General features: G+C 68.3%; 13 protein-coding genes and 1 pseudogene. 7 read left to right on the plus strand and 7 right to left on the minus strand.

Annotated elements, in window-relative coordinates:
* The first annotated feature begins 21 nt into the window (after positions 1-21).
* The 3 genes from AC5Y39_RS20310 to pgi are packed head-to-tail and all read left to right on the plus strand — an operon-like array spanning position 22 to position 3,971.
* Positions 22-885, plus strand: coding sequence for an alpha/beta fold hydrolase (locus tag AC5Y39_RS20310; RefSeq protein WP_500019452.1), 864 nt, complete (start codon positions 22-24; stop codon positions 883-885).
* On the plus strand, positions 882-2,309 hold the full coding sequence (locus tag AC5Y39_RS20315) for a WS/DGAT/MGAT family O-acyltransferase (protein WP_500019454.1): 1,428 nt from the start codon (positions 882-884) through the stop codon (positions 2,307-2,309). The genes AC5Y39_RS20310 and AC5Y39_RS20315 overlap by 4 nt, the downstream gene beginning before the upstream one ends.
* Before the next feature lie 3 nt (positions 2,310-2,312).
* Positions 2,313-3,971 (plus strand): glucose-6-phosphate isomerase, encoded by a 1,659-nt coding sequence (pgi, locus tag AC5Y39_RS20320; RefSeq protein WP_500019456.1) that lies wholly within the window; start codon positions 2,313-2,315, stop codon positions 3,969-3,971.
* Between the two features lie 2 nt (positions 3,972-3,973).
* Here the strand turns inward: pgi and AC5Y39_RS20325 are convergent, their stop codons facing one another.
* The 6 genes and pseudogenes from AC5Y39_RS20325 to cobF form a co-directional block, all read right to left on the minus strand.
* The gene (locus tag AC5Y39_RS20325) at positions 3,974-5,020 is read right to left on the minus strand and encodes a S1C family serine protease (RefSeq protein WP_500019458.1); all 1,047 of its coding nucleotides are present in this window, start codon (positions 5,018-5,020) and stop codon (positions 3,974-3,976) included.
* Positions 5,017-5,766 (minus strand): SDR family oxidoreductase, encoded by a 750-nt coding sequence (locus tag AC5Y39_RS20330; protein ID WP_500019460.1) that lies wholly within the window; start codon positions 5,764-5,766, stop codon positions 5,017-5,019. Before AC5Y39_RS20330 ends, AC5Y39_RS20325 begins: the two co-directional genes overlap by 4 nt.
* 9 nt (positions 5,767-5,775) lie before the next feature.
* Positions 5,776-6,243 (minus strand): zinc finger domain-containing protein, encoded by a 468-nt coding sequence (locus AC5Y39_RS20335; RefSeq protein ID WP_499947984.1) that lies wholly within the window; start codon positions 6,241-6,243, stop codon positions 5,776-5,778.
* A 165-nt stretch (positions 6,244-6,408) separates the two neighbouring features.
* Positions 6,409-6,651, minus strand: a pseudogene (locus AC5Y39_RS20340) (DNA-formamidopyrimidine glycosylase family protein); the annotation flags it as partial.
* A gap of 16 nt (positions 6,652-6,667) precedes the next feature.
* Positions 6,668-7,069, minus strand: coding sequence for a phage holin family protein (locus AC5Y39_RS20345; protein WP_500019462.1), 402 nt, complete (start codon positions 7,067-7,069; stop codon positions 6,668-6,670).
* A 24-nt stretch (positions 7,070-7,093) separates the two neighbouring features.
* Positions 7,094-7,837, minus strand: coding sequence for a precorrin-6A synthase (deacetylating) (gene cobF / locus AC5Y39_RS20350; protein WP_500019464.1), 744 nt, complete (start codon positions 7,835-7,837; stop codon positions 7,094-7,096).
* A gap of 123 nt (positions 7,838-7,960) precedes the next feature.
* Here cobF and AC5Y39_RS20355 point away from each other — a divergent pair, with 123 nt between their 5' ends.
* Complete coding sequence (locus tag AC5Y39_RS20355) at positions 7,961-8,857, plus strand: AurF N-oxygenase family protein (RefSeq protein WP_500019466.1); 897 nt, start codon at positions 7,961-7,963, stop codon at positions 8,855-8,857.
* On the plus strand, positions 8,854-9,888 hold the full coding sequence (locus tag AC5Y39_RS20360; protein WP_500019468.1) for a DUF4873 domain-containing protein: 1,035 nt from the start codon (positions 8,854-8,856) through the stop codon (positions 9,886-9,888). The genes AC5Y39_RS20355 and AC5Y39_RS20360 overlap by 4 nt, the downstream gene beginning before the upstream one ends.
* Here AC5Y39_RS20360 and AC5Y39_RS20365 read toward each other — a convergent pair.
* Positions 9,873-10,778 carry a dienelactone hydrolase family protein gene (locus tag AC5Y39_RS20365; protein ID WP_500019470.1) on the minus strand — a complete coding sequence of 302 codons (906 nt, stop codon included), beginning with the start codon at positions 10,776-10,778 and terminating at the stop codon, positions 9,873-9,875. The genes AC5Y39_RS20360 and AC5Y39_RS20365 overlap by 16 nt on opposite strands.
* Before the next feature lie 112 nt (positions 10,779-10,890).
* Here AC5Y39_RS20365 and AC5Y39_RS20370 point away from each other — a divergent pair, with 112 nt between their 5' ends.
* Together AC5Y39_RS20370 and AC5Y39_RS20375 are read left to right on the plus strand one after the other, a co-directional pair.
* Complete coding sequence (locus tag AC5Y39_RS20370) at positions 10,891-11,910, plus strand: chemotaxis protein CheB (RefSeq protein ID WP_500019472.1); 1,020 nt, start codon at positions 10,891-10,893, stop codon at positions 11,908-11,910.
* A complete protein-coding gene (locus AC5Y39_RS20375; RefSeq protein WP_500019474.1) occupies positions 11,900-12,664 on the plus strand; it encodes an STAS domain-containing protein in 765 nt (254 codons plus the stop codon). The genes AC5Y39_RS20370 and AC5Y39_RS20375 overlap by 11 nt, the downstream gene beginning before the upstream one ends.
* The last annotated feature ends 14 nt before the right edge of the window (positions 12,665-12,678 follow it).

A 12,678-nucleotide genomic window follows, 5' to 3' on the forward strand; every position in this document is an offset into this window, starting at 1 on the left:
GGTGCGTGCTGTAATCGCGACATGCCCCGGCTACCCAACATTCCCGGGTTGGCAACGGTCGACGAGGTGCCATCCGGCCGATTGGTCGACCTGCCCGGGCGCGGCAGCACCTACGTGGTGGACTCGGGCCCATCCGACGGGCCGACCTATGTGCTGCTGCATTCGCTGGCCTGCACCGGGCTGATGACGTGGTGCCCGGTGCTCGACGTCATCCGCCCGTTCGGCCGGGTCGTGATCTTCGACCAGCGCGGCCACGGCCAAGGCATCTCGTCCCCGCGGTTTCTGCTCGAGGACTGCGCCGACGACGTCGCCGCGGTCGCCGATGCGTTGGGTGTTCGCAGTTTCGTGCCGGTCGGCTACTCGATGGGCTCGATGGTCGCCCAGCTAGTGTGGAAGCGGCACCGCGAGCGGGTGGACGGGCTGGTGCTGTGCGCGGCCACGGCGTCGGTGTCGCGGGCAAGCTATGAGCGGCTGGCGACGGGAATCTTCGCGGCGCTGATCGACGCGTTCACCCCGCTGCCGCAGCGGTGCACCACGGCTGTGTGCGCCGACGAGCCGGTGCGCGGCGACCACCAGTGGATCTTGGATCAGTTCCGCAGCACCAGCCCGGCCGCGATCGCTCGGTCGGTCGCAGAGCTCGTCAGGTTCGACTCGCGGCCCTGGGTCGCCGACATCGACGTGCCCACCGCGGTAGTGGTCACGATGCGCGACCGGGTGTTCTCGCCGCGGCGCCAGCAGGCGCTGGCCGAGCAGATCCCCGGCGCCCACATGGTGCCCGTCGACGCCGGCCACGCGCGCTGCACGCTTGCGCCACACAAGTTCGGGCCGGGACTGCGGGCGGCGATCGAATCAGTGCACCGGCGGGCCACAGCTCTCAGCGCGTGAAGCGACTCAGCGGCTGGGACGCGTTGATGCTCTACAGCGAGACACCCAACGTGCACCAGCACACGCTGAAGATTGCCGTGGTCGACACCGGTTCCTTCGAGGGCGAGCCGACGTTCGAGGCGTTCCGCGAGGTGTTCCGGCAGCGGCTGAGCGCGCTGGAACCGCTGCGCTATCAACTCGTCGACATTCCGTTTCACCTGCACCGTCCGATGTGGCTAGAGGACGCTCCCGTCGACCTCGACTACCACCTGCGCCACGTGCGGGTGCCTGCGCCGGGCGGCCGTCGTGAGCTCGACGAAGTGATCGGCGAAATCGCCAGCACTCCCCTGGACCGCCGCCGCCCGCTGTGGGAGATGTACTTCGCCGACGGCTTGGCGGCCCGGCGCGTGGCGGTGATCGGCAAGGTGCACCACGCGCTGGCCGACGGTGTGGCGTCGGCGAATCTGATGGCCCGGGGAATGGAGTGGCCGGATTCCGCCGAGGACGACGGGCCGCCGCCCGGCCCGGCCGCGGTCCCGTCGGCGGCGGAGCTGATTCGCGCGGCGATGCGTGACCACGTCGGCCAACTGCGCCAGTTGCCGTCGGTGGCTCGCGACGGGGTGGCGGGCGTCTACCGGCTTCGGCGGCGCACCCGCCAGCGCCGGCGCAATCCCGAGCTAGCTCGACGCCCACCGCCGACGTTCATGAATCACAAGGTCTCGCCGGCGAGAACCTTTGCGAGCGCGACACTTTCGCTGCCGGAGGCCAAGGAGACGAGCAAGAGTCTGGGCATCACGCTCAACGACCTGGTGCTGGCGACGGCGGCGGGCGCACTGCGCGAGCTGCTGCTGCGCTACGACGGCCACGCCGACGCGCCGCTGGTGGCTTCGGTTCCGGCGGCGATCGACACGTCGCCGGACCGCATCACGGGCAATGCGTTGAGCACGATGCTGGTGTCGCTGCCGGTACACGTCGACGATCCGCTGCAACGCGTGCGGCTGACCGCGCTGGCCGCCGGTGTCGCCAAGGAGAACCATCAGCTACTCGGGCCCAGCACTGTGGGTCGTTGGCTGGAGTACGTGCCGCCCGCCGCGGTGATCGAGACGTTCCGCTGGCTCTCGAAGCGGCAGGCGCCGAATTCGCTGCTGATTCTGGTGGTTTCGAACGTGCGGGGGCCGCGGCAGCGGGGCAGCATCGCGGGCGCGGTGGTCAGCGAGATCTACTCCGTCGGCCCGATCGCCGCGGGCGCGGCGGTGAACATCACGGTGTGGAGCTACGTCGATCAGCTGAACATCTCGGTGCTCGCCGACGACCAGACGTTCACCGACACGCACGAAGCCACCGACGCGATGATGGCCGCATTTGCGGCAATCCGCCGGGCGGCGGGGTTCGCGACGGTCTCCTCGGAGGTCGGAAGCGCCCTGCCGCAAGCTACTAGGGTCTGATCCATGGCCGCGCAAATTGCCGACATCACTGCGTCATCCGCGTGGAGTGCGCTGCAGCGCCACCACGATCAGATCGCCACCAAGCACCTTCGGGAGTTCTTCGCCGAGGATCCCGACCGCGGGCGTGAGCTGACCGTCAGCGTCGGCGACCTGTACGTCGACTACAGCAAGCACCGGGTCACTCGCCAGACGCTGTCACTGCTCGTCGATCTGGCCCGGGCAGCGGGTCTGGAGCGACGCCGCGACGACATGTTCGCCGGCGTGCACATCAACACCTCCGAGGACCGCGCGGTGCTGCACACCGCGCTGCGGCTGCCCCGGGGCGCGTCGTTGACCGTCGACGGACGCGACGTGGTCGCCGACGTGCACGAGGTGCTGGACCGGATGGGCGATTTCACCGATCGGCTGCGCAGCGGCGAATGGACCGGTGCGACGGGTGAGCGGATCACGACTGTCGTCAACATCGGCATCGGCGGGTCGGATCTGGGCCCGGTGATGGTGTATCAGGCGCTGCGGCACTACGCCGACGCGGGGATCTCGGCGCGGTTCGTCTCCAACGTCGACCCGGCCGATCTGGTGGCGGTGCTCGCGGATCTCGACCCGGCCAAGACGTTGTTCATCGTTGCGTCCAAGACGTTTTCGACGTTGGAGACGTTGACCAACGCGACCGCCGCGCGGCGGTGGCTGACGGACGCGCTGGGGGATGCGGCCGTCGCCAAGCACTTCGTCGCGGTGTCGACGAACCGCAAGCTCGTCGACGACTTCGGGATCAACACCGACAACATGTTCGGGTTCTGGGACTGGGTCGGCGGGCGGTATTCGGTGGACTCGGCGATCGGGCTGTCGTTGATGGCCGTCATCGGGCGGTCGCGGTTTGCGGAGTTCCTCGCCGGGTTCCACGCGGTGGACACGCATTTCAAGACGGCACCGCTGGACGCGAATGCGCCTGTGCTGCTTGGTCTTCTGGGCATCTGGTACAACAACTTCTTCGGCGCCGAGACGCGTGCGGTGCTCCCCTACTCCAACGATCTGGCACGCTTTCCCGCCTACCTGCAGCAGCTGACCATGGAGTCCAACGGCAAGTCGGTGCGCATCGACGGATCGCCGGTGACGTGTTCGACGGGCGAGATCTTCTGGGGCGAGCCGGGAACCAACGGCCAGCACGCGTTCTACCAACTGCTGCATCAGGGTACGCGGCTGATTCCCGCCGACTTCATCGGATTCAGCAGGCCCACAGACGATTTGGCCACAGCTGACGGTCGCGGCAGCATGCACGACCTGTTGATGAGCAACTTCTTCGCGCAGACGCAGGTGCTGGCGTTCGGCAAGACCGCATCGGAGATCGCCGCCGAAGGCACGCCACCAGATGTGGTGCCGCACAAGGTGATGCCCGGCAACCGACCGTCGACAACGATCCTGGCGACTGCGCTGACCCCGTCGGTGGTGGGGCAGCTGATCGCACTGTACGAGCACATCGTGTTCACGGAGGGCGTCATCTGGGGCATCGACTCGTTCGACCAGTGGGGCGTGGAGCTGGGCAAGACGCAGGCCAAGGCCCTGCTGCCGGTGATCACGGGGGACGCGTCGCCGGCTGCGCAGTCCGACAGCTCCACCGACGCGCTGGTGCGGCGCTACCGCAGCGAACGCGGCCGCGTCCCGTAGTCCTAGCGGGAGCCGACGGTCACGGTGGCCTGCTGACGGTCACTGCCCCGCATGAACGCGACCTCGGCTTGGGCACCGGGTTGCGTGCGGCGCAGTCCGGCCAGCAGATCCTCGACGGTGTCGACCGGCTTGCCGTCGAACTCGACGATCACGTCGCCGGGCCGCAAGCCGGCGGCAGCGGCCGGTGATCCACGGTCGACGGCCGTGACCAACGCGCCGTGGTCCACCTGCACACCTAGGCGCTGTTGGATCGCGGGCGTCAGCTGGCCGATGCTGACGCCCAGGAATGGGTGGGTGGCTCTTCCCTTGTCCAGCAACTGGTTTGCGATGTCCATCGCCGTCGACGTCGGGATGGCAAAACCCAGCGACACCGCGCCGACGGCCGGCGGGATGTAGGCCTCGTTGATGCCGACGACGCGGCCGTTGGCATCCAGCAGCGCGCCGCCTGAGTTGCCCGGGGAGATCGGCGCGTCGGTCTGGATCAAGTCGACCAGCGACGACGTCTGCGCCGCGGAGCCCGGGATGTCGCGGTGCAGGCCGGAGATGACGCCCGCGGTCACCGAGTTCTGGAATCCCAGCGGGCTGCCGATCACCACTGCCCATTCGCCGGGCCGCGGCAGCTCCGCCCGGAACTGCGGTACCGGCAGACCCGAGCGCTCGGATCGGATCACCGCCAGGTCGGTGACGACGTCGAGGGCCAGCACGGCGCCGCGGGCCTGCGCGCCGTCGGCGAAGCTGAGCGTGACGTCGCGGGCGTTGCCGACGACGTGGGCGTTGGTCACCACGACGTCTGGCCGCAATACCACGCCGCTGCCCTCCCCGCCGTCGGTCTGCACCGTCACGACGCTGGGGCTGACCTGCTCGACCACATCGGCGAATCCGGCTGCCGGCCCGGCCGGCGCCGGGGCGGCAGTCGCCGAGGTAGCCGCAGTCGTGGGTGCCGCGCCCGGCGCGGCGCTGGTGTCCACGTGCCGGTCGCCTGCGCCACAGGCCGCCACCGCCAGCGCGGTCAGCGCGCCGGCGCATGCGACGGCGGCGCGGCGGCTCATGCGAATCGCCTCGCGAACCGCGGTGGCAGCACCTTGAGCAATTGCACCAGTGGCAGCCACGGCCAGCTCGGCACGATCGCCCGCCCACGTTCACGCTCGATCGCGTCGACGATCGCCCGCACACCGGTCTGGTTGTCCACCATCAGCATCGTGGAGGTGGACTTCGCCGTCATCTCGGATTCGATGTAGCCCGGCTCGATCACCGTCACCTTGATCGGCCCGTCGACGTATTCGGCCCGCAGCGACTCCCCCAGTGACGACAGCCCCGCCTTGCTCGCCGCATACGCCGCTTTGACGCCGGGCACGCCCTTGTTGCCGAGCACCGACGAGATCAGCACCAGATGACCGGAGCCGGACTTCTTGAACATCTCCAGCGCCGTTTCGATCTGCACGAGCGCCGCCACGAGGTTGGTCTCGATCGTCGCCTTGTTGGCCCAGAGCTTGCCTTCACCCAGCGGCCAGCCCTTGCCGATGCCGGCGTTGACGATCACCCGGTCGACGCCGCCGAGCTCGTCGGACAGCGCCGCGAACACCTTGGGCACCTGCTCGTGGTCGTTGACGTCGAGCTCGGCGACGGCCACCTTGACGTTCGGGTGGCGGGCAGTCAGCTCCGCTTTCAGCTCGTCGAGACGGTCGGTGCGACGGGCGCACAGCGCGAGGTCGCGGCCCTTGGCGGCGAACTCACGCGCCATGCCGGCGCCCAGCCCCGAGCTGGCTCCGGTGATGAGGATCTTCTGGCGGGTCACCCCGACAGCCTATTTCAGCAGGCGGGACAGCCTCCGGTCGGCCAGCACCTTGCCGCCGGTCTGGCAGGTGGGGCAGTACTGAAATGACTTGTCGGCGAACGACACTTCCCGCACGGTGTCGCCGCACACCGGACACGGCAAGCCGGTGCGGGCGTGAACCCTCAAGCCCGAACGCTTTTCGCCCTTCAGCGTCGCTGCCTGCTGGCCGACGGAACGCTGCACCGCGTCGGTCAGCACCGAGATCATCGCGTCGTGCAGCTCCGACACTTGCTCGGGTGTCAGTTTGGCGGCCGTCGCGAACGGCGAGAGCTTGGCCGTGTGCAGGATTTCGTCGCTGTAGGCGTTGCCGATCCCGGCGATCACCTTCTGGTCGGTGAGCACGGTTTTGAGCCGGCCGCTGTTGCCGGCCAGCACGGCAGCCAGCTGCTCGGGCGAGAGCTCCAGCGCGTCGGGGCCGAGCGTGGCGATCCCGGGCACCTTGGCGGGGTCGTCGACCAGCCACACCGCCAGGCGCTTCTGGGTGCCGGCCTCAGTGAGGTCGAAACCCGAAGCCGGCGGGCCCGGCGGCCCCGGCGGGTCGAGGTGCACGCGCAGCGCGATCGGCCCCTTGCCGGGTTTCAGCGGCGCGGCGGCGAGCTTGTCGGACCATCGCAGCCAGCCGGCGCGCGACAGATGGGTGATCAGGTGCAGCCCGCCGGCTTGCAGGCCGAGGTATTTGCCCCACCGGTTCGCGCCTGTCACGGTCTGGCCGTGCAGCGCGGTGAGGGGTGGGTCGAAGGTCTTGAGCACGGAGAACGCCGACACATCGATGCGCCCGACGGTCAGTCCGACGGCGTGGCGACGCAGGTGGTCGGCGAGTGCTTCCACCTCGGGCAGTTCGGGCATGTGTCCAGTGTGCCGGTCAGTCGCGAGCGCGTCCGACGTTGCGTGTCGCCAGTCCCAGCAGCCAGCTGACGATCGACAGCAGGATCGCCGCCCAGATCGCGGTCCACCAGAAGTGGTCGATGAACAGCCCCCAGCCGGTGGTGTTCTTGGTGATCCATGCGGTGATCCACAACATCAGCGCGTTGATCACCACGTGGATCAACCCCAGCGTCAGAATGTAGAGGGGGATCGACAGGATCTGCACGACGGGCTTGATCACCGCGTTGACCGCGCCGAAGATCACCGCGACGACGAAGACGATCCCGGCCTTTTGCAGCGTCGTGTCGCCGCCGACGAAGTCCAGCGCTGGTCGCAGCATGAGCGTGACCACCCACAGCGCCAATCCGGTCAGCGCGGCACGCAGGAAAAACGCAGCCATGCGGCCGATCCTGTCACGAACGTCTCACGTGGCTGAGCGCAACAGATACGTGTCCATGATCCAGCCGCGGCGTGCCCTGGCGTCGGCGCGCATTGCGACGATCTGGTCGCCGATGTCACCGACCGTGCCAGATGCCAGCAGCTCGTGCTCGGTGCCCAGGTACGCACCCCACCAAATGCGGGTGGCAGCCGGGCATTTGCGGAATGCGCAGTCGCCGTCGAGCATGACGACGACGGTGCCCGAGAATCCGGGGTCGAGCTTGCGGCCGGTGGTCAGCAGCACCGGCTCGCCAATGTCGTTGAGCGGCAAGCGATGCCGGGCGGTAAGCGCCTGGATCGCAGTGATACCCGGTATCACGTCGTAGTCGATGTCGACGCGTGCCGCGACGGCGTCGAGGATCCGCAGCGTGCTGTCGTACAGCGCCGGGTCACCCCACGCCAAGAAGGCCCCGACCTCGCCGGGCCTCAGCGCACCGGCGATCGCGTCGGCCCACAGCTGTGCCCGGGCCGCGTGCCAGTCGCTCACCGCGGCCGCGTAGTCGCCGTCGCGGGCGCGGGGTGGATCGGGCAGCTCGACGAACCGGTAGGACCGCGACGGGTGGATGAACCGCTCGCAGATCGCGCGCCGCCACGCCACCAGGTCGCTCTTCGCGTCGCCCTTGTCCATCACAAAGAACACGTCCGTAGCGTTGAGCGCCGAAATCGCTTGGACCGTAACGTATTCCGGGTCGCCAGCACCGATGCCGATCACGTGAATGCGGCGGGTCATGCCGCAAGGGTACTGCTACGACCCGACGTAGTACCCCGAGTATCCGGTACCCGGGGTATTGACTAATGCGCGAACGCCGACTTAGCGTCGAATGAGCAGACCCTGACCGAAGGGACGTCAACGGTGACTACCCCGACCAAGTCGACAACCCGCGAAGAGTTCTCAGAACGACTGCTCAAAGGCTCGGTGAAGAAGAGCTACGAGCCGGTGGTCGACATCGACTGGGACGCGTCCCTGGATCCTGACAAGTTCTACCTGCCGCCCAAGGTCGTCTCGCTCTACGGCACCCCGATGTGGGACGCGATGACCCGTGCGCAGCAGATCGAACTGTCCCGCCAGGAGTTCGTCAACACGTTGTCGGCGGGCATCTGGTTCGAGAACATGCTCAACCAGTCGCTGCTGCGCCACGTCCTGCACCGCGACCCCACCGCCAATTCCACTCACTACGCGTTGACCGAGCTCGGCGACGAGACCCGCCACATGGTGATGTTCGGCAAGGCGATCGAGCGCGTGGGCGCCCGCCCGGTGCAGCCGCGACGCTATCAGCGCTGGATCATCAACTCGCTGCCGCTGGTGTTCCGCGGCGCGTTCATGTGGGTTGCCGCGCTGATCGGCGAGGAGATCTTCGACTCGCTGCAGCGCCAGATGATGGACGACCCCGAACTGCAGCCAATGGTGCAGCGGCTCATGCGGATTCACGTCACCGAGGAAGCACGCCACATCCAGTTCGCGCGCGACGGTGTGCGCAAGCGGGTCGCGGAGATGCCCAGGCTGCCCAAGTTCTGGGTAGCCAACATCAACGGCCTCGGCGGGGTGTTCTTCCGCTACCTGTTCACCAACCCGGTCCCGTACAGCCGCGCCGGCCTCGACGGTCGCCAGGCCCGCAAGATCGCGCGCGCCAACCCGCACTACCACGCGGCGCAGCGGGCCGGATTCGCCCCGCTGGCAGCGTTTCTCGACGAGGTCGGCCTGATGGGTCCGATCGCGCGGCGGTTGTGGAAGCGCACGAAGTTCCTGTGATCGGGGTGCTCGAAGCCGACGACGTGGTCGCGGCGCGGTTCGACGACGCCACCGATAGCTGGCTGGTGCGCACCAGCGGCGGCGACGAGCGACGAGCGCACGTGGTCGTCGACGTCCGCCGAAGGCTGCACCAGACGACTCTGCCGGACAACGTCTTTCGCGGGCCGTCATTCCATTGGACGCAGTGGCCCGCCGGCTTCGACCCGACCGGACGGCGCATCGCGGTGATCGGCGCACGCGCGGCGCACGTCGTCGGTCGCCTCCAGGGCGCCGACGTGACACTGTTCGACTGCCCACCCATCTGGCAGACGCGAAACGTCAAGCGGCGCTTGTTCCGTCGCCGCGCCATCACGCAGCCGCGCCACGTCAGCCAACCCGTCGAAGCCATCACGCCGGCCGGGATCCGCACCACCGACGGCGTCCACCACAGCGCCGACGCCGTCGTCTTCGCCACTGCATGTCGCCTCGCGACGAACTTGCCCGACGACGCGCTGGTGGGCGCGAGCGGGCTGACCATCCAGCAGGCGTGGCATGACGCGGCCACCGCGTACCTCGGCGTCGCCGTGCACGGCTTCCCCAACTACTTCCTGCTCGACGGACCCGACGCTGCGAACACCGCGCAGCAGCGGGACTGCATCGACGCATGTGTGAAGCTCCTGCAGAACCACGACGGTACCCGGATCGAGGTACGTCGCAGCGCCCAACAGCAGTACGCCCAGCGTGCGCGAAAAACGCTGCCGGACAAGGCTTTCGACGTCAATCACCACAGCCGTGAGGTCTACGACGGACCCGCCACCCTGACCGTCGACGACCAGACCCACCGGGTGCGCGTCAGGCTGGCCGGCCGCCTGGACCCGATCGACGGCAGATTCCACTGGCAGGGAACGGTTTTCGGCGCCGCCGAACTGCCCCACCGCCCCGTCACCATCGCCACGGCGACACAACGAGCCCACGCCCGGATCACCGAGAAGACGCCCTGGGGCGGCTATTCGATCACCGGGGTCGGGGCACCGCCCTACGAACTGACGTAACGCCCGAACCAGTCCAGCACGCGGCTCCATGCGTTGGCGGCGGCCGCTGGGTTGTAGCGCGGACCGGTGTCGTTGAAGAACGCATGGTCCGAATCCGGCTCGACGACAACCTCATTCACCAGCCCGGCGCGATTGAGCGCCGCCACCGCAGCATCTTTCGACGACGTCACCCGGTTGTCCAGCGCGGCATAGATCGCCAACACAGCAGCCTTGGAGCGCGAGAAGTCCGGATTGTCGGGCAGTGGCCCGTAGAACGGCACCGCGGCCGACAGCGCGGGCTCGCCAGACGCCAGCAGCTGCCACACCATCCCACCGCCGAAGCAGAAGCCGACCGTGGCCACCTTCAAGCCGCCGACCCGCCGCTGCAGCTCGGCCACCCCGGACTTCAGGTCGGCCACGAACCGCGCCGGCGGCACCTTGCCCAGTGTGGCCGTCGCCTGCGCCGGGTCGCTGAACCGTCCCGTGCCGCCTTCCTCGGACAGCAGGTCGATCGCCAGCGCGGAGTACCCGGCGCCCGCGAACCGCCCCGCCACCGACCGCACCCAATCGTTGAGCCCCTTGTTCTCGTGGATCACCAACACGCCGCCCCGAGGTGTCGTCGCGGCGGCCCACGCGCCCTGCAGCGAGCCGGACGGCCCCGCCCAGGTCACCGGTTGCGTGGGCAGCGCGTGATCCATCCCCGGCGGTGCCGACGTGACCGCCTGCGTGCCTGTCGTCGCCGCTGTCGGCGACTTCTTGCCGCCCGCCCCGCAGGCGGCGATCAACGCGCTTGCCGCACCGGCGCTAAGACCCAGCAGACCGAGCCGGCGCAAGGCTTCGCGACGTGACAACAACCCGTCGACGTGGTCGGTGGCGATCTCTTCGGCGATGTAGCGCGCAAACTCCGTCACGTTCGCGAGTATGCGCCCTGCGTAAACGGGCGGGGCCATCGCTGCTGAATCGGCGTATCGTGGCCGGTACCCGAAGGTTGCTCTCGGTAGTTCGCTGGGTATCCGACTCGGGATGGGGCCTCCAACGAGCAACAACGGCGAATTGCGCGGTGTGGTCGCGGTCGGCGCTTCCGCCGGCGGCGTCGAAGCGCTGACCCAGTTCGCTGCCGGACTGCCCGCGGATCTGCCGATGGCCGTTGCCGTCGTCCTGCACATGCCCCCGGGCGCACCCAGCGTCCTCGCCCGCATCCTCGACCGCACCGGCCCGCTCTCGGCGGTACGTGCCCAGGACGGGACGCCACTGGAATCCGGACGCATCTACGTCTGCGCGCCCGATCGCCATTTGCTCGTCCACGACCACCATGTCGTGCTCTCCAACGGGCCGACAGAGAACGGCTACCGGCCGGCCATCAACGCGCTGTTCCGCTCTGCTGCCGTCGCGTACGGCCCCCGTGCCATCGGGGTGCTGCTATCGGGGGTGCTCGACGATGGAGTGCTCGGCTTGGGTGCGATCCGTGCGCGGGGCGGAGCGACCCTGGTGCAGGAGCCACGCGACGCGCTGTACGCCGCAATGCCCACCAACGCCTTACGTGCTGGGGTCGTCGAGCACGAGGCGACCGCCGCGGAGATGGGCCGGCTGCTGGCAAAGCTGGCGCACCGCGAAATCAAGGGATTCGACATGACCGACGACGCCAATATCGAGCTGGAGAACCGCATCGCGATGGGGACACGCTTCGCCACGTCATTCGATACCGAGGAACTTGGCCCGCCGTCGGGCTACGTCTGCCCGGACTGCAAAGGCTCGCTGCAGGCCGTCGGTGAGGGCAATTTCCGGTGCCACGTCGGCCATGCGTGGACCAGTGAAGCGTTGTTACAAGCCCGCGACGAAGAGGTGGAGGGCGCGCTCTGGGTGGCACTGCGCAGCCTGCAGGAGAAGGCGAAGCTGGCCCGGAAAATGGCCGTCAGAGAAGGCTCTGGTCTGCTGTTCGAGAGATATGACGCGCTGGCCAACGAGGCCGAGCACGCGATGGCTGTCCTGGGCGAGCGGCTGTCGCAGACCTACAGCAGTGCAGGCGCACGCGATGCCGGCTGACAACGCACACCAGCTCGTCGTCTGCGAACGGCGGACCGCAGATTCTCAAATCCTGACACCGGAGGGGGTGCTCGACAGCACCACTTACCTCGCGCTGCGAGACGCGATCATCAAGGCCTCGCTCGACGATCCGCCAGCCGTGATCGTCGACGTGACATGCCTTGCGGTGCCGACGGATTCGGCGTGGGCGGTGATCACCAGCGCGCGCTGGCACATCGGACAGTGGCCGAACGTGGCGCTGATCGTGGTATGTCGACATCAGCAGGGTCGGGAAGCCATGCGGCGCAACGGCATCAACCGCTACGTACCCACGTTCTCGTCCGTTGAAGAGGCACAGCAGGCGCTGCCGGACTTGAGCGGCATATCCGTGCGGCGGCGGGCACGGGCCGAGCTGCCGTCGACGGCGGCCAGCCTCAGCCGAGCTCGTCACTTGGTGGAGGAGTGGCTCACCTCATGGTCGCGCTCCGATCTGGTGTCGGCGGGCAAACTCGTCGTGACAGTGCTCGTGGAGAACGTGCTCGCCCACACCGAAAGCGCGCCCGCGCTGCGCGTGGAATCCAGGGGTGAACTCGTCACCATCGCCGTTTCCGACGGCAACACCACGCCGGCTGTGCGACGCGAGCGTCCCAGTGGGGGTGGCGACGACGTGTCAGGGCTGGCCATCATCGCGGCGCTGTGCCGCGCCTGGGGTAACTCCCCTACTCCGTCCGGAAAGACCGTTTGGGCGGTGATCGGTCCGGAAAATCGACTTTGAGCGAGTAGATTCGG

Source organism: Mycobacterium sp. NGS39, assembly GCF_059812765.1.